Below are 20507 nucleotides of genomic sequence, written 5' to 3' on the forward strand. Positions count from 1 at the left end.
GAATAATCCAGTATAATGCTCATTTAAATTTATTTATGTTTTTGTTTATCTTTAAAATTACTGATTGCTACGGCGTTTGAGCACCATTTTAAGGACTTTAGTAGCGTTACTGATTTCGTGTTTTTTATTACGGTTCTGTAATCAAACGTACATGCTAGAGTAATAATTTTCCTCTATACTAATGACCTGTTGATTAGTAGGAGGAGGATAAAACGAAAGTTATTTTAATAGTTTAGATAAATACATAGAATACATAGTAAGGGAGAATTAGAATGATAAAACCAATTAGTTCAATTTTTTTGATAGCAATAATCTTTATGTCTTCATTAGTTCCTGCTAATGCGATGAGCGGTGGAACGGAAGAGAACGGACCTTGGATGAACACCAAGCTTTCTGCCGAGGAGCGTACCGAGCTGCTCCTTAATGAGATGACGATGGAACAGAAAATCCAGCAAATCGCCATTTCGCGATTCAATGAGAACGACACCGGTGAGACGGTTGTCATCAACAAGGGCGGTACTAGCAAGTACCAGAACGGTGAATTCGCGCCCGAGGGTACTTTGCCTGGGTGTGAGTGGCAGGACACTGGCCGTCAAATCCGTGGTATTGAGGAACTGGGTATCCCCACAATCCGTATGACAAACGGCGGTACGGGGGTTAAAGGCGGATCGTGTGGTAATGACCCGATAGCGACGGGACTGCCTTCCACTCCGGCAATGGCCGCAACCTTCAACCGTGAACTGAACTATGAAGCAGGACGTATTCTTGGTGAAGAGACTCGTGCCTTCGCACATCATGTGTTGCTTGGACCGGGCATGAACCTTATTCGTCACCCGTACGGTGGTCGTAACTATGAGTACTTCAGTGAGGATCCATACTTGTCGGGTATCCTGGCTACCGAGCAAACTAAGGGAATCCAGGACCAGGGGGTACAGGCACAGCTTAAGCACTTGGCCGGAAACGAGCAAGAGACTGAGCGATGGACAATGGGTGTTCAAGTTCCTTCAAAGGCCATGAACGAGCTGTATATGCTGCCTTTCGAGATGACCGTCAAGGATGCTGATCCAGCCTCCGTGATGTGCTCATTCCCTGATGTTAATGGCACTTATGCTTGTGATAGCTCTGAATTGCTCCAAGATGCATTAAGGGACAACTGGGGCTTTGATGGTTACGTTATGAGTGACCGTCGCGCAATTCACGACACGGTAGCTGCCATAAAGGCGGGTACTAATGTAGAACTAGACTGGGCACCACAATACTACACTGAGGGGAAAATCCAGGAAGCTCTTGATTCAGGTGAGGTAACCGAGGACGATATCGACAACTTACTTCGTCCGCGTTACATCAAGATGATTGAATATGGTCATATGGATGAGCCTTACGATGAGTTCCTGCCGGAAATTGTCGATCCAATTGCTAACGGTAAAAGCGCACTGAAGATGGCAGAGGAAGGGGCCGTACTGTTAAAGAACGATAACGACTTCCTGCCACTGGACGGTGAGCCGGAGTCAATCGCATTGATTGGCCTAGAGTGGTTTGCAGGTGAGGCAAAGATGTCTCCACGCTCCGTTCGAGACAATAACGAGAACGTAAACGCCCCTTATACGGTCACTCCGAAAGAGGGATTAGAGAATGTTATCGAGGAACTAGGCTATGACACTGAAGTAACATACAACGATGGCCGTGACCCTGAAGCTGCCGCTGAGCTAGCTGCTAAGTCAGACGTCGTATTGCTCATGATCGGTGACAACCCTCATGAGACTGTAGATCGCGATACTCTTGGCTTCCCAGCCATCGATCTTGATAAACACAAGGACCGAGAGGACTGGGTGGAACAAGAGCCGCTAATTGATGCAGTCTTGGAGGCAAATGCAGAGAACACTGCTGTAGTCCTAAAGACTTCTGGTACGGTGCTAATGCCGTGGCTAGATGAGGTACCAGCAGTACTTGAAGCTTGGTTCCCAGGCATGGAGGATGGAAATGCCGTGGCTAACTTGCTTTACGGTAAAGTGAATCCGTCAGGTAAGCTGCCTATGACATTCGGTGCAACCGAGCGTGAAGCTGCCTTCGCGACAGAAGAGCAATTCCCTGGAACACGTCAAGATACTGGCAAGCCAGGCGGACCAGGTCCATACGGTGACGGTTCAGACCAATTAATCGCCAAGTACACTGAAGGCCTAGAGATGGGCTACCGCTGGTATGAAGCAAACAAGGTGAAGCCAGTCTTCCCATTCGGGTACGGTCTATCGTATACGACTTTCGAGTACGATAACCTTAAGGTGAAAAAGGTACGCGGTGAAGGTAATTCGAAAGGCAAAGGCAATAACGGTTCATTATCCGGTATTGACGTGTCCTTCACAATCACGAACACTGGTGACGTTGCCGGAAAAGAATCGGCACAGGTCTATATGACACTTCCAGACGAAGCAGGACAGCCTGCTAAGCGACTTGTCAACTTCGAGAAGGTTGATCTTGAGCCAGGTGAAAGCGAGCGTGTAACTGTACGTATTAACCAGGCTGATTCCAACCACCCTTTCTCTTACTTTATTCCGGAAGAACCAGACAACTTGGCGAACTGGGCTGATGGAGAGTGGGTCACTGCTGACGGAAAATACCGCGTGCATGTCGGTGGTTCCTCGGCAGACACTCCGTTGGAAAAAGACATACCGTTGAACTTCAAACTTGATAAGGACAACGGCAAAAGCAACAAAAAAGGAAACAACAATGGCAACAGCCAATGATAATAGCAATGGCAGGGGTAACTATAATCGACAGGCCCCTAGCCATGGGATGACGTCAGAGACCCGGTAGGGCCGTCGGGTTATCCCGAAGGCGGTGAGCGAGTGTGCTCGCCGCTTTTCTCATTGACTCGATTTGACAATGAGAGGGATACAAAGAGTATAGAAAGGAAGTGAGAAGTATGATAAAGAAATCCATTCAAAACAGCCGGCGAGGTCCGGCGTATTTGTGGTGGGTAGCTCTTGGCCTGGTTATCGTCTTTTTAACCGCATGCACCGTCGAGGAATCAGACGGGCCGAACAAGAGCAATGAAACTGTAAAACTCGGCAGGCACATCGAGAGCGATGAAATTATAGAACCCGACAAGCCGGTTGAAAGCGATGAAACTGTGGAGTCCCACAAGCCGGAAGAGAGCGATAAAGCCGTGGAACCCACTCAGTCCGAAAGCGGCGACTGGCACGCCCCCGGCTTGGTGGACAGGTCCGGAACGCCTATCGAGGTGCCGACGCCAAGTCCGGCCACCGGCAGGACCCTGGACGTTACGCATTTTGGGGCAGATCCGGATCCTGACTCACAAGACGACGCAGCAGCCATCCGGGCTGCCTTGGACGCGGCTGAACCGGGTGACGAAGTTCTGCTGCCGGCCGGCACGTATGATTTGCGTTCCACTGACCCGGACGACGAGTCGGCGAACATTGTCCTGCATAGTGGTGTGGACCTGCGCGGTGAAGGACAGGAGAGCACGGTGCTACTGACCTCTTTGGATGGCGAAGATGACAGCAGGGTAATCCGTGGTTCCGGCATCCACGACGTCATAATAGCTGACTTTACCATTACCTCCCGTTATAAGGGGCCACTCGGCGATGATCCCGACGACGGAGATGCAAGTGGTGGACCGATGTACGGGATCTACCTAGGAGCCCACGATGGGCAGGCTAGCTCCCGGGTTCTTGTAGAGAACCTGAGCATCCGCAGGTTCGAGCGCCACGGTATCTCCGTCAAGGCCAGCCGTGAAGTGACCATCTCTGGAAACTACATCAGTGAGGCAACTGCCGTCGGCCCCGGCGGACAAGGCTATGGGATTGCTATCGAGGGCTCAAGAGATCAGCGTGACCCGGAAGCTGCCAACGATTCCCGACACAACATCGTCATCAACAATACCTTCGATGGCAGGCATCTGCGTCATGCCATTCTGCTGCAGTTCCCCACGCACAACAATCTTGTGGCGGAGAATATCATCGTCGGCAGCCACCTCGATGCCATCGACTTGCACGGCGAGGGTGAATACCTGAACGAGGTCCGAGATAACACGGTTATTGGCGGACAGCGGGCGGGGATCGCGCTTGGCAATTCTGGTGGGTCCAAGAACAAGCACGATGCCTCTGGACCTGGAAACTGGGTGCACTCCAACGACTTAATAGGAAATCGTCAGGGAGTCCTCGTCATCTTGGGAACCCCTGATACCCTCATCGAGGATAATAGGATTACCGCCTGGGAGCATTCGAAGGTCGGTATCGAAGTACGTAATGGGCCGGGCACGGAGTTGAACGGTAACCACATCACTGGAGGGGTTGACGAGTTCTGGGCTATTCGACTCAATGAGGATCGCGGGACTGACGGACGGGGCACAGGAATCCCCTCAGACATCAGGATTGAGGCCAACGTTATTCGACAGGCCGCCAACGGCATCAAAATTGATGCAGGTGAGGCCCTAAACTTGGTGGAAAATGTCATCGATGGCATCGACGGAGCTGAGCTGGAGGTGGCAAAAGGAATCAAGGTAAATCGGTACCCCTAAATTGTTAAGGAGAATTGTATCACAAATAGTGGTAAAACAAAGAGTGGAAATTGTAATTAATAAGGTTCGTAATTTATTGCAATTCATTAATTTCTGGACAGGGAAACCTGTCTTTTTCTTATATGTAAAAAAAACCAAAACCTTCCTAATTCAGTGTGAACTAGGCTATAAGACGACCATCTGATTATTTATTTTGCAGTTTAAAGAAATCATACAAGGACAAGCTTTCCATTATAGAAAGAAGCTCTCAAGATAAATCTCATCTATTTTTTAATTACCTACTTCAAAATTCCTTGCAATACCATCTCCATTGCTACATCCAATACTTCCTTTGGGACCTCTTCCCCTTCCCAATAAACCCATCTCATCCCAAGAAACTGACCGATGCCCATTAAACTATAAGCCAACGCTTCGTGATTTAATTCCTTAAATTCACCAGTTTTATCAGCTTCTTTTAAAACTCTAATATAACCATTTGCTAATTTCTCGTAATACCAGCGATATAAGTCCTTATCAACAATCACTGCCTGTAGAACAATGCTGTATAAGTTCTGGTTTTTACCTACCCACTCAAAAAATGCTTCAAAACCTCTCCGATACATATCGACCTGAGGTGATTTTTCGATCGCCTGTTTAATAAAAAGGCGTAAATCCCGACTCATTTGATGAACTAATTCATCATAAATTGCTTTTTTCGAAGGGAAATACTTATAAAACGTTCCTTGTGCAACATTTGCTTCTTGGGTAATTTCCACAATGGATGCCTCAAAATACCCCTTCGTACCAAAAACTCCCTCAGCTGATTTTAATAGTTTTCTTCGTGTGTTTAACCCCTTTTTTGTTAAATTTCTTTCAGGATCTAGTGACAAGTGAAACACCTCTTATATGCATTTATTTTATCTATAAGATGGTTAAACGAGATAATAAATTTATATAGGAATTTCAAATCTCTTGCTTATTTATTGCAAGTTAACATGTTGTAGGACCATAACGAGAAGAATTCGGGCTGATTGGTTTAAGGGCTTCATAATCAAAAACGTGCGTTGCTAAGACTAATGGTAATGAAAGAGCATCTTTACTAAGTGAATTCATTTTCCTGATAATTATAACAAGTGAATCATCTCTCATTTTAAAGCTGAGTTAAACTTTTGTAAATGAATATTAGAAAAATCGAACAAGTTATTAAAGGATATTTATAGTGTCTTTCATAAACTGTCGAATGTGGTTGTCTTTAATGTTGAATGCTGTTACAAAAAGGAGTATAAATACCTACCAATAAATATTGAAACTTTTTAAAATATTTATTATAATCAGAAATAAAAATAGTGAATCACCTGTCACAAAAATTGCTTAACAATGAAAGGAGTTGATGTCAGAGCGAAACGGAATGGGGGAGAGTACATTATAGGGAAGGAGGTTATTTGGACTTGCCCATGGCTGAGATTAATTCGAAAGTAGACATTGCGAGAAACATTTTATAATTATTTTCCAACGAAAAAGCGATACATGGTAAATGGGTTTATCCAAGAGTTCCAGGTTTCGGCATTTTATTAAACGCTTCGTGAAAGAATTTCAGTAGTTTAAAGGAGAGCAAAAGGCCGGCTACTTCACATGTTTGGTCTCGGTGATTCGGCACAGATACTAAATACAAGGGAGTTGAATTTGATTTGAAAGAACAAGAATTTGTCCTGACAGACGAGCCCTGTGAAACGATTGACATCAATAAGCTGCAAAAGCTGGATGGGGAGACAAGGTATATTGTTAGGTCCGAATTTAGAACCGGGTTATCATTGACCATTATTTATGCCATTTTTATTATTTCGGTTCCGGTGATGAACTGGTACAAACCGGATTGGGCATTTGCCAAACTGTTCGGCGGAATGTCTTCCAGTTGGTTTTTAACATCGATAGTTGCTATGGTCATGGCCTTTGTCATTGCTTATGTTCATACGAAGCTTTATGAAAGATGGGAAAAGAAAGTTCAGACAATCACGCCTTCATCTGAAAATGAAGAAGAGAAGGAGACTGTTGTATGATGGGAATATTCCTCGATCCAAAATATCTTTTTACCATGATTCTGCTAGGAACCATTGTCTATATTACCTATTTATCAAAAAGGAATGATAATGCAAGCGACTTTTTCGTTGGCGGCCGTGTATTCGGATGGTTTACAAATGGTTCAGCAATTGCTGGAGACTATCTCAGTGCTGCTACATTTCTGGGACTTGCAGGTCTTACCTTCTCCATTGGTTATGACGGAGCTTTTTATACATTTAGCTTCTCAATCGGATTAACCCTTTTGGCACTATTTGTTGCTGGTCCATTGCGCCGTCTAGGAGCGTATACCGTAGCCGATTTTGTCGCCTATCGTTTTCATAGCAAACGAGCCAGAGTTATCGCAGTAGTCGTTGTTTTGGCTATTTCCGGTTTTTATGCAGCACCGCAGCTGCTTGGGGCAGCATCCATTTTAAGCATGTTTTTCGGCTCTTCTTATGAATTTGGAATTATCTTCACAACGGTTGTCATGATTTTCTATGTCGGAGTCGGTGGAATGAAAGGAACGACATTAAATCAGGCATTGGAGCTTTGGATCCGCTTAGGTGCTTTTATTGTTATGGTTGCGGCTGCCATTTATGGTGGTTTCCATTATCATCAGATTCTGGCGACAATCAGTGAATTCAGCGGAACAATTATCAACACGGCCGCCTTTACAGAAGACGGAAAAGATATTGTATTTAACGGGGAAACATGGTACCAATCTGGAGCATTTAATCCAAACTTTTGGCACAGCCTTTCCATGGTGATTGGGCTTGCGCTGGGAGTAATCGGGCTGCCTCATATTTTATTGCGTTTTTACACCAATCCAAGTGCGAAAGAAGCACGTAAGTCTGCAGTTATGTCGATTGGAATTGCCAGTTTATTCTTTGGACTTGCCGTGTACCTCGGTGTGGTAGGCCGGGCAATCTTTTTGGAAGGAAATGCAAGTTCAGAAGTTATGAATAATTTGGTTACTGGTGGAGATAACATGGTAATTCCATCTATCGCAACAGCGCTTGGAGGCCAATGGCTTCTCGGACTCGTTATAGCAGGCGCGTTTGCAGCAATTTTCTCAAATCTATCAGGATTGTTTATTGCCAGCTCGGGAGCAATCGCTCATGACTTGTATGCAAAGTTTTCAAAAAAAGAATTAACAGAAAAACAACGTGTTCGTGCCGCAAAATTGGCAATTGTGTTTCTCGGAGTGCTTTACGGGATCCTTGGTATTTTGGTTAAAGAAGCGTCTATCGGTCACCTTGTAGCACTTGCCTTTACTGTCGGGGCAAGCACATTTGCACCTATTTTTATCCTTGGCATATGGTGGCGAGGCATCACTGAAAAGGGAGCAATCGCAGGTCTAGTCATGGGACTTTTAGCTTCCATGTTCATGATCTTTTTCTCATCCGTCCTGCCAGAAGCGTTGCAATTTAGAGTTCCTGGTATTATTACTGTCCCTATTGGCTTCTTATCCGTTATTATCGTTTCAAAACTGGATGGAAAAGTGCCGGCAGACGTGAACTCGTTTATGCGAAAGGTTCATGCGAAAGAAAAAGAAGATGTCGCGTAGTTATTGCACTACTCCTGGCCCCAGCCAAAAGTAGAGGATATTAAAAAGCGGGAATGTTGATTCTGGAAAGGAATTGCCTGATGGTATAAACCTAATGTGATATTAGATTAGATAAGAACCTCGTCAGAATTTGTGTAAGCGCATTCTTTTTTTCTGGCTCTACGGAACTAATTGATGAAATCGCCCAATTATAATCTGTAACTAAATAGATGTCATGTTCAATACTAGGAGGAGACATGATGAATCAAAGTGTTAAACGGTTTGTAAGAATATTGCCCCTCATTCTCATCATATTTTTACTATTTAGTGGATCCGTTAGTGCTCATTCAGTTGTTGACATTTGGGGCAAGGCGAATGAAGGTACTGGGGCAATTTTTAACACCCCGGTAGCGATGGCGAAGGATGCAAATGGAAATATTTATGTAGCTGATATGAGTAATCATCGGATTGTTAAGATGGATCAAGACGGAAAAGTCATTAAAAAGTTCGGAAAGCTCGGAAGCGGGAACGGGGAGTTTAATACGCCATTTGGGGTAGCGATTGACAACGATGGAAATATTTTAGTTAGCGATACAGCAAATAATCGGATCCAAAAGTTTGATTCTAATTTTAATTTTATTAAAGCTTGGGGATCACGTGGTTCAGGAAATGGCCAGTTTGGTCTAGCTAGAGAAATCGCCATTGATAGTAAAAATCGCTATCATGTTACAGATGAATTTCATGATCGTATTCAAGTGTTTGATAAAAATGGAAACTATTTATATCAATATGGTAGTCGAGGAGCGGCAAATGGGCAGTTTCGTTTACCTCAGGGAATTGCGATAAAAAAAGATGCTAATGGTGATAAAGTCTATGTTGTTGACACGTTTAACCATCGAGTTCAAATTTTAGATGTAAACGGTAATTACATTGGACAGATTGGCGCAACTGGTCAAAGTGGAGATAGTGGAAGCAGATTTTTTTATCCTAGAGGAGTTAACATCGATACAAACGGAGATGTCTATATTGTTGATACCACCAATCATAAAATTAAGAAATATAATAGCAGCCACCAATATCAATATTCGACAGACTTAGGTATCTATAATTTGGAGCCTAGTTTTCCTTCTCAAGTATTGCCGCTTGGAAATGGATACTTTATCGTTTCTGATACAGGTAATAGTAGACTAATCAAATTTAGAGGATACTCGACCTATGCTTCTGTTCAATCCTATCTTGGAAATTTACGGAATGCTGATGGCGTGTTTTCGGAGCCTGTAGGAATCGCGGTTGACAATAACGACGACGTTTATATTACGGATACGTTTAATCATCGGGTGCAAAAGTTTAATAACAATGGAACCCTCTTAGGCAAATGGGGTGGCAACAGTGGCAATGGCGGTCCTTCTGCATACGGGATTAACTATTGGCAGTTTATCGCTCCAAAACAGATAACATATAACAAGAAATATGATGAAATCGTTATTGCCGATACAGGAAATTCCCGAATCCAATTATTTAGTAAAGACGGCAGATGGTTATCTAATTTTGGTTATTATCATTTAAGCTTTCCAATGGGAGTAACTACAACGAGCGACGGCAGCTATTATGTAGCTGATACCGGAAATAATCGGGTCGTAAAGTTTAATCCACTTGGAGTCTTTGTGAGTAGCTGGGGCACAGAAGGATTGAAAAATGGCCAGTTCAGACAACCAACTTTTATCACAGTGGACTCTCAAGATAATCTTTACGTTGTTGACAGATACAACAGTCGAATCCAAAAATTCGATAAATCAGGCAACTTTATTACGAAGTGGGGGACAAATGGTGGAAACCCACAAATGGATCCGTTAGACAATTGGGGGGAAGGTAACGGAGATCTATTCTTACCAGTTGGCATTGCTGTTGATAAAAAAGATAATGTTTATGTTGCAGACTCGTCAAATAATCGTGTTCAAATGTTCAGTTCAAATGGAACATATTTGGATACGATTGGGCAATTTGGTGGAGAAGATCATAACTTCTTTTCTCCCCAAGGAATTGCTGTAGGAGCAAATGGTGACATTTATATTGCTGATACGCTTTTGAATCGAGTTGTTAAATTCAGACCATAACATTCCTTCTATCATTCTGTTAGTAGTTTATTATGAAAGTATAAAATGTAAGTTCAACTAAGCAATAAGGAAAAATCGCTTATTGAAGTAGAGTGTGAACAGAGCAGACAATCTAGTAAAGAATGCATTATTTACTAAAGATTGAAAAATATTGTTTAAAATTTTCCGATAATAAATTATTATAAATATAATTAGACATTTCAAAATTCTAACCATTGGAGGAGTTAACATGTACGTACCATTATTATTAACAGATTTTTTAGATCGAGCAGTAAAGCTATATGGAGATAAGACGGCAGTCATTGATGACGAAAAGGTTGTTACTTATTCGGAACTGAATGAAAGAGTAAACAGGCTTTCCCATGGACTGAAAGAACTAAGGGTCGAAAAAGGAGACAAAGTTGCTATCTTGGCACCGAATACGTTGGAAATGTTAGAAGGATTCTACGGAGCATTTCAATTGGGAGCTGTTACTGTCCCATTAAATATTCGTTTAAAACCGAATGATTATTTGTTTATTTTAAACCATAGTGAAACAAAAGTATTATTGGTAGACTATGAATTGTATGATCTAATCGACCCGGTCAGAGATCAGTTAAATGTTGAACAGATTATTGTTCATGGAGGCCATCATATCCAGCTTGAAGATAATGATCTTGACTACGAAACATGGCTGGCCCAATTTCCAGCAAATCCTTACTACCGTGCAGATATAGATGAAAGCGATATTGCCAGTCTGCTTTATACTAGCGGCACGACAGGAGATCCGAAAGGCGTTATGCTTACACACCGAAACAATTACCTCCAAGCTCTTCAAGTGATGCATCATTTACGTGTTAGTGATCAAGATGTAGTACTTCATGTTTTACCTATGTTTCACGTAAATGGATGGGGATCGATATTTTATTATACAGGGAACGGTGCTACCCAGGTCATGTTAAGAAAAACCCGTCCAAATATCATTTTTGAAAAGCTAGAAAAGAATAACGTGACGATTATGCAAATGGCCCCTACCGTACTGAATTCTCTGCTCCAATATTATGATGAAAGCAAATTAGATCTAAATCAAAATGTAAGAATTGTTATTGGCGGTTCCGCACCACCTGTTACGTTTGTGGCTAAAGTGGAGGAAGAATTAGGTTGGGAATTCATACAGATCTACGGAATGACAGAAACGTCTCCGCTTACCTTAACATCAATTATCCGCGCCCAACATGTGGATGAGCCTAAAGAGGTCCAATACCGGATGAAATCAAAGGCGGGCTATCAAATGTTCTTAACGAATGTGAAGGTAGTCAATGAAGAAGGTAATGAGGTTACACCTAATAGTCAGGAAATTGGTGAAATTGTAATCCGGAGCAACGGTGTGATGGAAGGCTATTGGAAAAATGAAAAAGCAACAAACGAAGTTATAAGGAATGGCTGGTTTCATACCGGAGATATGGGAGTCGTCGATAGCGATGGACATATCGAAATTGTCGACAGGAAGAAAGATGTTATTATCAGTGGCGGAGAGAATATTTCTTCTATTGAGGTGGAAAATATCCTGTACGAACATCCAGCGGTAGTGGAAGCGGCTGCGATCGCCATCCCTCACGAAAAATGGGGAGAGACCCCGCATGCCGTTGTGGTTATTCGTGATGGAGAAACGGTAACGGAAGAAGAAATCATTGCTTTTGCAAGAGAACGGCTTGCCCACTATAAGGCCCCTACATCTGTCAGTTTTGTAGAAGAACTGCCAAAAACAGGTTCAGGCAAAATACAAAAGGCACACATACGAAACGAATTTTGGAAAGGCAAGGACAGAATGGTTAATTAAGAAGGTCAGTAGAGCAACGGCCTTCCATTCGTTTCAATTATAAATATAAAAGGCGCCATGATGGTGACACCCTCAAAAGTTGGAGCTCTACTCTAGTTTTGAGGGTGGAGAACTATCTGGATGCCTTTTCTTTTTTTAATATCTCTTTGACTATAATATATCCATTCCCATTTGAATATCCATCAGTGTAATTTCATTGTTTTGTTTTAAGGCACTTTTCAATAATTGTTCAAACTCGTTCAATTGTTTGGGTCTAACACCTTTTATTCCAAAGCTTTCAGCGAGCCGCACAAAGTCAGGGTTCCCAAATGCCGTACCAAAGCTATTATTGAATTTCTCTTGCATCATTTGTTCCTCTAATTTTAACGCTGAATCATTTAAGACAATCATGATAAAGGACAGGCCAAATCGTTTGGCAGTCTCTAATTCGGAAATATTCATTAAAGCCCCGCCGTCCCCCGTAATACAAATAATTGGATCGTCAGGGCAAGCTAATTTAGCACCAATAGACCCGGGTAACGCAATACCCATTGAGGCCAATCCATTCGAAATGATGACTCGACCTGCCTGTTTTGATTGATAGGTACGAGCAATTGAGAGCTTGTGGGCACCCACATCAGAAATCACGATAGTTTTTTCAGTAGCATTTTCTTCAATAACCGTTAAGATATTCTCCATAGTAAGTGAGAGATTTCCTTTCACCTCTAAATCAATTTGATAAGCTGTCTTAATTCGCTCCTTAAGATTTCCAATTGGAACCCATGGTTTAGATGGTATCTCCAGTTCATTAAGTTTCTGGAAAACCTCCTTTAAATCACCAACTAATTCGCCGTTCACAGGGTAATATTCGTCCATTTCAGCTGGAAGTGTATCAATATGTAAAATGGGGTGCATCCTTTTATTCCAATCCTTAGGCGGACTTTCAACAAAATCATAACCAACCACAATTAATAAATCAGATTGCTCTATGACTGGTATTACCTCATCCTTCTTTTTAAAACCAAATGTAAAATAATTTAGTGGATGGTTCTTGGGCAAAACTCCTTTTGCCATAAAACTATGGACAACAGGTGCTTGCAGGTTATCTACAAAAGTCAGGAGCTCATGTATAGCTTTTTGCCTGATTACCCCATTTCCCACTATGACAACTGGCTTTTGGCTCCTGTATATTAATGTACGAGCATCCTCTATAGCTTGTGAAATTGGAGAACTCTTCGGAATAGGCGATACTGATAATGGGCGGGCTGGAGCCATCTGTGATGCTATGTTTTCAGGTAATTCAATTAAAACAGCACCTGGTTTTTCCAATTGTGCTAATCTAAATGCCTTACGAATGATGTTTGGTATGGTTTGTGAATCTTTAATTTGAACGCTCCACTTGGTAGCAGGTTCAAATATTTTAACGATATCTAAATATTGATGAGATTCTTGATGTTGCCTTTCAAAGCTTGCCTGTCCTGTAATGGCTACAACCGGAGAATGGTCCAGATTTGCACTAGATATTCCGGTCAGAAGATTTGTCGCGCCAGGTCCTAAAGTTGCTAAACAAACTCCTACCCTATTTGTTAGTCTAGCATAAACATCTGCCATGAAAGCTGCTCCTTGTTCATGACGAACATTTATGAACTGAATTTTTTTAGACCTAGACAATGAATCAATTAAGTCAAGGGTCTCCTTACCCATGATTCCAAAAATATATTCAATCCCCTCATTTTCTAAGCACTGAACAAGTAAATCTGTTGCTTTCATAATAGTTCGCTCCTCTACAGACTTTATTTCACCTATTTTCCCCCTAAAATTATAAACAAACCGCCTATATTTATTGTTTTGGAATCAACAGATTTATTCTCTTGCCTTTCATATTACAACTTTCCTCTGCCTCAATCTCAAATAGCCCTCCCAACACAAGCAAAACTGCTCTCCACATGGTAAAATAAAAAAATGATTGGAGGCGAAAACATTGGTTACTATAAAAAACATCGCCGAGATGGCAAAAGTCTCAAGAACTACCGTTTCCCGTGTCCTTAATAATTCGGGCTATGTAAGTGAAGATGTCCGAAAACGGGTCGAAAAAGTTATCGAAGAAACAGGATACATACCGAGTCATTATGCAAAATCGCTAAGAACTAAGAAAACAAAAATCGTTGGCGTTATTTTACCAACAATACAGACAGAGACGTCAAGCCGTATCGTAACGGGTATTGGGAAAGAAATATCCCAGCATGGCTATGAAATTCTGCTAGCGAACACGAACTTGAACCAGGAAAAGGAAATAGAATATCTCGAATTGTTAAAAGAGCGCAGAGTCGATGGAATTATTTTAATTGCTACCAATACAGAACCTGCTCTTGTAGAAAAAATAAAAGAAATGAATATTCCGCTTGTGATGATTGGACAGGAGGCTAATGGGATTATGTCGGTCACATTTGACGACTATCATGCTGCACGGGAATTGACTCGTACCTTTATTAAAAAAGGGCATGAGGACATTGCCTTTATTGGTGTAGACGAAACGGATCGGGCGGTAGGTTATCGGCGGAAAAAGGGCTTCTTAGATGAAATGGCTGCCCATGAAATAAATGTAAATGAGGAATGGATCCAGAAGGCCATTTTTGATATTGATTCAGGATACGATACCATGGAAAAAATTCTGTCCAAAACTGGTGCAATTTCAAAAAGGTCAGCCCCTACAGCAGTTATTGCAGTAACAGACAGGCTGGCTATAGGTGCGATCAATTATATGAAAAAACAGGGCATTCGCATCCCGGAAGATGTTGCAATTGCCGGCTTTGGCGCATCGGAAATCACACGCTATCTAGATCCACCGCTTACAACAGTAGATTATCATAATGAAAAAGCAGGCGAGGAAGCAGCAAGACAGCTGTTTAATCGAATGCAAGCACAGACACAAGAAGGTACAGAAAAAGTGGTACTGAACTATAGACTTGTTTTGAGAAAGAGTTTATAATATACATGAAATCGATTTCATATATCAATTTAATCTTTAATCTATTGATTCTATAATGCGTCACCATTTATAATGGAACAGTAGTGGAAGCTTCTATCCACTAGGAGCATCTTTACCATGTGCTTTAGGGGAAGAATGTTCAATGTGGAAAGTTCCATTTATCATTCATTTTAATGTGGAATCGATTCCACATAGCTTTCAGCATGTACAGGTATGTACAAAAATGAATGATATTTTAATAGTTTTCATATACATTTTAATATCAGCTGCGGAATCGATTCCATGATTGCTATAAGCAGTACAGTGAAAATGGTACAAGAGGAATTTTCGAGTCGAAGTTCCAATGCTAAATGAACTCAGTGTGGAATCGATTCCACACGTGTGAAAAAGGGGCGAGAAAGTTGACGGATACAAAACAAAAGAAAAGCAACAAGCAAATTGTCGAGGAGTTATTGGATGCAATAGGGGGAAAGGAAAACGTCGCATCTGTTACCCACTGTGCAACAAGGCTAAGATTTATCATCAATGATGAAGAGAAAATTGATAAGGAACATGTGGAAGAAATTGATAAGGTCAAAGGAGCTTTCTTTCATTCGGGCCAATATCAGGTTATTTTCGGAACAGGAACAGTTAACCAAATGTATGAAGAGGCTGAAAAACTTGGCCTTAATGCCGTAACGAAATCGGAACAAAGTACTGCAGCTGCAAGGAAACAAGGACGCTTGCAGGCGGCAATCCGCACATTCGGTGACGTCTTCGTACCTATTATTCCCGTACTGGTGGCAACAGGTTTATTCATGGGGCTTCGTGGTCTCCTCATGCAGGAAAATATCTTAGCTTTATTTGGCATGACACCTGATGATGTGTCACAGAACTTTATACTATATACCCAAGTATTAACAGATACTGCATTCGCTTTCTTACCAGCACTTGTGGCATGGTCTGCGTTCAGGGTGTTTGGCGGAAGTCCGATTATTGGTGTGGTGTTGGGATTAATGCTAGTAAACCCTGCCTTGCCAAATGCATATGAAGTAGCCAGTCAGACAGTTGAACCATTGATGTTCTTTGGGTTTATTCCTGTTGTAGGTTATCAGGGTTCTGTGCTTCCCGCCTTTATCGCAGGTTTTATCGGTGCAAAGGTGGAACGCTGGGTTCGTAAAAAGACACCAGAAGTATTGGATTTACTTGTCACACCATTTTTAACCCTATTAATTATGAGTATGTTGTCTCTATTCCTGATTGGTCCTGTTTTCCATTCAGTCGAAACGGTATTGCTTGATGCAGTGGTAGCGGTTCTTGGGTTGCCTTTGGGAATTTCAGGGATTATTCTCGGTGGACTGAACCAGCTTATTGTAGTAACTGGAGTACACCATGTCTTTAACTTCCTTGAAATCCAACTGCTTGAGAACTTCGGCAATAACCCGTATAACGCGATTGTAACCTGTGCGGTTGCAGCACAAGGTGGTGCGACATTAGCTGTTGCATTGAAAACAAAATCTGGTAAGTTGAAAGCTTTGGCATTCCCTTCCTCTCTTTCGGCCTTTTTAGGAATTTCAGAACCTGCTATTTTCGGGGTGACACTACGCTATTTCAAGCCATTCCTTATGGCACTGATTGGCGGAGCCGTTGGTGGTTTCTTGTCTTCCATTATGGGGTTAGCCGGAACTGGCATGGCCGTAACCGTTATACCGGGTATGCTTCTATATCTTGATGGACAACTAGTCCAGTATATTATCGCCAATGGAGTCGCTGTTGCAATAGCATTTATCTTAACCTGGTTCTTTGGATTTAGCGATAAGATGCTTAAAGAAGTAAAGCAGCCAGATACACAAACGAAATAGGAGAATTGAAATGAGTATATCAAAAGAAATTATTTTAAAAGCAAATCAGCATGTAAAAACGCATCAATCCTTGGTAGGAAGTGATCCATATCGCCTCCATTACCATTTGATGCCGACAGTCGGGTTGTTGAATGATCCAAATGGATTCGTTTTTTATAAAGGACAATATCACGTTTTCTATCAATGGAATCCATTTGTGACTGCCCATGGACCTAAGTTTTGGGGGCATTATGTTTCAACAGACCTTGTTCATTGGAAAGAAGCCCCTGCTGCTATCGCACCTGGGGACTGGTACGACAAAGATGGCTGTTACTCAGGCAGTGCGGCTGTTTTAGGAGATACCTTGTATTTGTTTTACACCGGCAATGTAAAGGATGAAGAAGGCAACCGTGAATCCTATCAATGCCTGGCAGTATCCAATGACGGGATTCATTTTGAAAAGAAAGGTCCAATCATCCATGTACCAGAGGGGTATACCGCTCATTTCCGTGATCCCAAGGTGTTTTTGAAAGATGAAAAATGGTATATGGTACTTGGAGCACAAACGATAGAAGAGGCAGGCGTAGCGGTTCTATATTCGTCCCCAGATTTAGAGGAATGGACCTTCATGGGTACAATGGCAGGCAGCGGTTATCATGGTCTTGGTGACCTTGGCTACATGTGGGAGTGTCCGGATTTGGTTGAACTCGGTGGGACAGACATTCTGCTAGTCTGTCCACAGGGAATGGAGCCAGAAGGGTTCCAGTATCAAAATATGTTTCAATCTGGCTATATTGCAGGAAAAGTCGACTATATAGCGGGTGAATTTGCTCATGGCCCATTTGTAGAAATGGACCGCGGATTTGATTTTTACGCACCCCAAACGATGGAGGACCCGAATGGAAGAAGGCTTCTGTTTGGCTGGATGGGAAACGCGGTAGAAAGTGACGTTCAGCAGCCGACTACTGCGTTCAATTGGATTCACGCACTTACCCTTCCACGTGAATTACGGTGGGAAAATGGAAAACTGCTTCAAACACCAGTAGAAGAGCTGAAATTACTTCGTGGCCAAGAAACGCTGTACAAAAATGTAAATCTAGATGATGATGAGCAATTAAGATTTCATGGGCAAGTGTTCGAAATGGAAATGTCCATTGATCGAATGGAAGGGCCAAAAGGGGTAACCCTTACTATTCAAATTGGGGAATCGAAACTGATTTACAACCAACGTGAAGGTGTTTTTACATTTGAACGAAAAAGCTATTACATGCCTAATCAGGAATCAAGGCATTGTTATCTGCAGGAGTTAAAGAAAATTCGTCTTTTTAAAGATACGTCTTCCATTGAAATATTCCTGAACGACGGGGAGGAAGTATTCACATCCCGCGTATTTGATGATTTTCTAATGGATGAGGTCGTCTTTGAGACATCAGGCGAGGTCACTATGAATCTGCAAAAATGGGATTTAAATCGCGTTACTTCGTATTAAATTTAGAAAGGAGAAAGAACATGCTTAAAGATCTGTTTAAGAAAAAGGAAGAAGTAAAGAATATTACGCTTGTTGCTCCAGTCAGCGGGGAATTAGTCAGCTTGGAAAAGGTTCCCGACCCCGTTTTTGCGGAAAAAATGATGGGGGATGGCGTAGCTATAGAGCCGGAAAATGGCGACATTGTCTCTCCTGTCGATGGGAAAATTGTTCAGTTGTTTCCAACCAAGCACGCAATCGGCATTCAAGCAGAGAATGGTGCAGAAATTTTGCTTCACATTGGACTAGATACGGTAAACCTAAATGGGGAAGGGTTTACTGCCCATGTGGAAGAAGGCAAGAAAGTGAAGCAAGGGGACTCACTATTGAGTGTTGATTTGGATGTCATTCGTGAAAAAGCAACAGGAACGATTATCCCAATTATTATCACGAACAGTGATGCGATGAGTTCCATTAAAACCAAAGATGTTAAAGAAGTAACGGCAGGAAACGATGAGATATTAATTGTAGAAAAATAGAAACAAGGGGTGGGGCAGCATGCGGATTGGCGGAATAGAAGCCGGTGGTACGAAATTTGTATGTGCCGTGAGTGAAAACGATAGCCAAAATATTATAGATAAAGTCAGCTTTCCTACTGGAGATCCTGAAGAAACCTTAGATGAGGTAAAGGATTTTTTCAAAAAGCATCAGATTGAAGCGGTAGGCGTTGCTTCGTTTGGCCCTGTTGATTTGAATAAAAAAAGCAAAACATATGGCAGCTTTTTAAATACGCCAAAGGAGAAGTGGAAGGACTATCCACTTCTTGACCAATTAAAAACCCTTTTCGATATTCCTGTATTCTTAGATACGGACGTGAATGCAGCCTGTCTTGCGGAGTATAAATATGGTGCGGGCAAGGGGGCAGATACCTGCCTTTACATTACAGTTGGCACCGGTCTGGGTGCGGGACTGGTGCAGAACGGGGAAATCTACCAGGGAAAGAACCATTCGGAAATGGGCCATGTCATAATTAAAAAACATCATGATGATCCTTTTAATGGCTGCTGTCCATATCATGGTTCTTGCATTGAAGGTATGGCTTCAGGGCTGGCGATTGAAAAGCGATATGGAAAGAAAGGCATCGAGTTAACGGAAAATAATCGGGTTTGGGAAATCGAGGCCTATTATCTGGCACAGGCCATTATGAATTACTATGTCGTGCTTATTCCTGAGAAAGTCATTTTAGGCGGTGGGGTCCTGAAGCAGGAGAAATTATACCCACTAATTCGCAGCTATTTTACGAAAGAGATGAATGGCTATTTGGATGTTGGCTCTGTTGATGAACTGATTGTGGCACCCGAGCTGAATGATGAGCAGGGGGTTATTGGAGCAATGGAATTGATAGGTAGGTCTTTATCATAATGAAATATGGCGTGTAGTCCACATCTATTAAGGTGTGGGCTATTTTTGTTTTCGAGCATGTTAATCAACAGTGAGGCAATAGGGGAAACTGCTTGCCTTTTCACGCGGGAGTTTAGTTCCATTTTACCAAGGGAATATTACTATAAAAACAAAAACTGGAGGGACATATTTTGGAAACTATAACGATTAGTGTATTTAAAGTAGAGAGTGAAGCATACGAGGCATTGTCAAAAATGAGAAATCATGCAAGCTACCAGGAAACATTGAAGTTTTCCCAAGTCGCCTTGGTAAAGAAATCCAATGGCAGCGTTCATTGGAAGGATGGGTTTGACACTGGTGTCGTTACCCAAGATGATACATGGAAAGGAACGCTTATTGGCGGACTTGTAGGTGTTTTAGGCGGTCCACTTGGTATATTGCTTGGTATGGGTGTCGGAACGCTTGCCGGTGCGGCAAAAGATTCTTATGATGCAAAAGGAGAAGGCAGTGTTGTGAGGTATGTATCCTCTCGTATGGAGGAAGGGGATGTGGCGATTATTGCTGTTATTGAAGAAGAGAATGAGGTGCTTTTTGATCGGATGTTAGATAAATTTGATGTTGTTACTGTCCGTTATAATCCAGAAGCGGTGGAAAAAGAAGTAGAACATGCAAAAGAAGTGGAGAAAAAACTGCAAAAACAGGCCGAAGAAGAAATGATGAAGTAGAGTTATGTGCAGGTCAAGTGTCAGTCTCCAAATGTACTAGAGTGCTAGAGAAATGGGGACTGGCATTTTCAGCTG

14 protein-coding genes are annotated in these 20507 nt (G+C 42.2%); 12 read left to right on the forward strand and 2 right to left on the reverse strand.

What is annotated here, in order from left to right:
* Nucleotides 1-272: 272 nt before the first annotated feature.
* Nucleotides 273-2741, forward strand: a complete 2469-nt coding sequence (locus D8M04_RS17100) for a beta-glucosidase (protein WP_121524626.1) — start codon at nt 273-275, stop codon at nt 2739-2741.
* Between the two features lie 179 nt (nt 2742-2920).
* A complete protein-coding gene (locus tag D8M04_RS17105) occupies nt 2921-4537 on the forward strand; it encodes a right-handed parallel beta-helix repeat-containing protein (protein WP_121524627.1) in 1617 nt (538 codons plus the stop codon).
* 278 nt (nt 4538-4815) lie between these two features.
* On the opposite strand, the gene D8M04_RS17110 is transcribed toward D8M04_RS17105, so the two are convergent.
* On the reverse strand, nt 4816-5406 hold the full coding sequence (locus D8M04_RS17110) for a TetR/AcrR family transcriptional regulator (protein ID WP_121524628.1): 591 nt from the start codon (nt 5404-5406) through the stop codon (nt 4816-4818).
* Nucleotides 5407-6204: 798 nt separating this feature from the next.
* Here D8M04_RS17110 and D8M04_RS17115 point away from each other — a divergent pair.
* The 4 genes from D8M04_RS17115 (at nt 6205) to D8M04_RS17130 (ending at nt 12053) form a co-directional block, all read left to right on the forward strand.
* Nucleotides 6205-6573 carry a hypothetical protein gene (locus D8M04_RS17115; protein ID WP_121524629.1) on the forward strand — a complete coding sequence of 123 codons (369 nt, stop codon included), beginning with the start codon at nt 6205-6207 and terminating at the stop codon, nt 6571-6573.
* Nucleotides 6570-8141, forward strand: a complete 1572-nt coding sequence (locus tag D8M04_RS17120; protein ID WP_121524630.1) for a sodium/solute symporter — start codon at nt 6570-6572, stop codon at nt 8139-8141. The genes D8M04_RS17115 and D8M04_RS17120 overlap by 4 nt, the downstream gene beginning before the upstream one ends.
* Before the next feature lie 239 nt (nt 8142-8380).
* Nucleotides 8381-10234 carry an NHL repeat-containing protein gene (locus D8M04_RS17125; RefSeq protein WP_222928600.1) on the forward strand — a complete coding sequence of 618 codons (1854 nt, stop codon included), beginning with the start codon at nt 8381-8383 and terminating at the stop codon, nt 10232-10234.
* Between the two features lie 229 nt (nt 10235-10463).
* Nucleotides 10464-12053, forward strand: a complete 1590-nt coding sequence (locus D8M04_RS17130) for a long-chain-fatty-acid--CoA ligase (RefSeq protein ID WP_121524632.1) — start codon at nt 10464-10466, stop codon at nt 12051-12053.
* A 150-nt stretch (nt 12054-12203) separates the two neighbouring features.
* On the opposite strand, the gene D8M04_RS17135 is transcribed toward D8M04_RS17130, so the two are convergent.
* Entirely contained in the window at nt 12204-13802 is a 1599-nt protein-coding gene (locus D8M04_RS17135) for an acetolactate synthase large subunit (RefSeq protein ID WP_121524633.1), read from the reverse strand.
* Nucleotides 13803-14013: 211 nt separating this feature from the next.
* Here D8M04_RS17135 and D8M04_RS17140 point away from each other — a divergent pair, with 211 nt between their 5' ends.
* From D8M04_RS17140 to D8M04_RS17165, 6 genes are all read left to right on the forward strand, one after another.
* The gene (locus D8M04_RS17140) at nt 14014-15021 is read left to right on the forward strand and encodes a LacI family DNA-binding transcriptional regulator (protein ID WP_121524634.1); all 1008 of its coding nucleotides are present in this window, start codon (nt 14014-14016) and stop codon (nt 15019-15021) included.
* Nucleotides 15022-15422: 401 nt separating this feature from the next.
* On the forward strand, nt 15423-16862 hold the full coding sequence (locus D8M04_RS17145) for a sucrose-specific PTS transporter subunit IIBC (protein ID WP_246001317.1): 1440 nt from the start codon (nt 15423-15425) through the stop codon (nt 16860-16862).
* A 10-nt stretch (nt 16863-16872) separates the two neighbouring features.
* Entirely contained in the window at nt 16873-18330 is a 1458-nt protein-coding gene (locus D8M04_RS17150; RefSeq protein ID WP_121524636.1) for a sucrose-6-phosphate hydrolase, read from the forward strand.
* A 20-nt stretch (nt 18331-18350) separates the two neighbouring features.
* Nucleotides 18351-18845: a PTS sugar transporter subunit IIA gene (locus D8M04_RS17155; RefSeq protein ID WP_121524637.1), complete on the forward strand. Its 495-nt coding sequence runs from the start codon at nt 18351-18353 to the stop codon at nt 18843-18845.
* A 19-nt stretch (nt 18846-18864) separates the two neighbouring features.
* Nucleotides 18865-19728 carry an ROK family protein gene (locus D8M04_RS17160; protein WP_121524638.1) on the forward strand — a complete coding sequence of 288 codons (864 nt, stop codon included), beginning with the start codon at nt 18865-18867 and terminating at the stop codon, nt 19726-19728.
* Nucleotides 19729-19898: 170 nt separating this feature from the next.
* On the forward strand, nt 19899-20432 hold the full coding sequence (locus D8M04_RS17165) for a DUF1269 domain-containing protein (protein ID WP_121524639.1): 534 nt from the start codon (nt 19899-19901) through the stop codon (nt 20430-20432).
* Nucleotides 20433-20507 lie beyond the last annotated feature (75 nt).

The organism is Oceanobacillus piezotolerans, assembly GCF_003665065.1.
Taxonomy (GTDB): Bacteria; Bacillota; Bacilli; order Bacillales; family Amphibacillaceae; genus Oceanobacillus; species Oceanobacillus piezotolerans.

Excerpts from the sequence above, each read along its gene's own strand:
- D8M04_RS17150 (WP_121524636.1), top strand. The coding sequence starts at position 16,873 with ATGAGTATATCAAAAGAAATTATTTTAAAAGCAAATCAGCATGTAAAA.
- D8M04_RS17100 (WP_121524626.1), top strand. The coding sequence starts at position 273 with ATGATAAAACCAATTAGTTCAATTTTTTTGATAGCAATAATCTTTATG.
- D8M04_RS17125 (WP_222928600.1), top strand. The coding sequence starts at position 8,381 with ATGAATCAAAGTGTTAAACGGTTTGTAAGAATATTGCCCCTCATTCTC.
- D8M04_RS17135 (WP_121524633.1), bottom strand. The coding sequence starts at position 13,802 with ATGAAAGCAACAGATTTACTTGTTCAGTGCTTAGAAAATGAGGGGATT.
- D8M04_RS17120 (WP_121524630.1), top strand. The coding sequence starts at position 6,570 with ATGATGGGAATATTCCTCGATCCAAAATATCTTTTTACCATGATTCTG.
- D8M04_RS17105 (WP_121524627.1), top strand. The coding sequence starts at position 2,921 with ATGATAAAGAAATCCATTCAAAACAGCCGGCGAGGTCCGGCGTATTTG.
- D8M04_RS17155 (WP_121524637.1), top strand. The coding sequence starts at position 18,351 with ATGCTTAAAGATCTGTTTAAGAAAAAGGAAGAAGTAAAGAATATTACG.
- D8M04_RS17130 (WP_121524632.1), top strand. The coding sequence starts at position 10,464 with ATGTACGTACCATTATTATTAACAGATTTTTTAGATCGAGCAGTAAAG.
- D8M04_RS17160 (WP_121524638.1), top strand. The coding sequence starts at position 18,865 with ATGCGGATTGGCGGAATAGAAGCCGGTGGTACGAAATTTGTATGTGCC.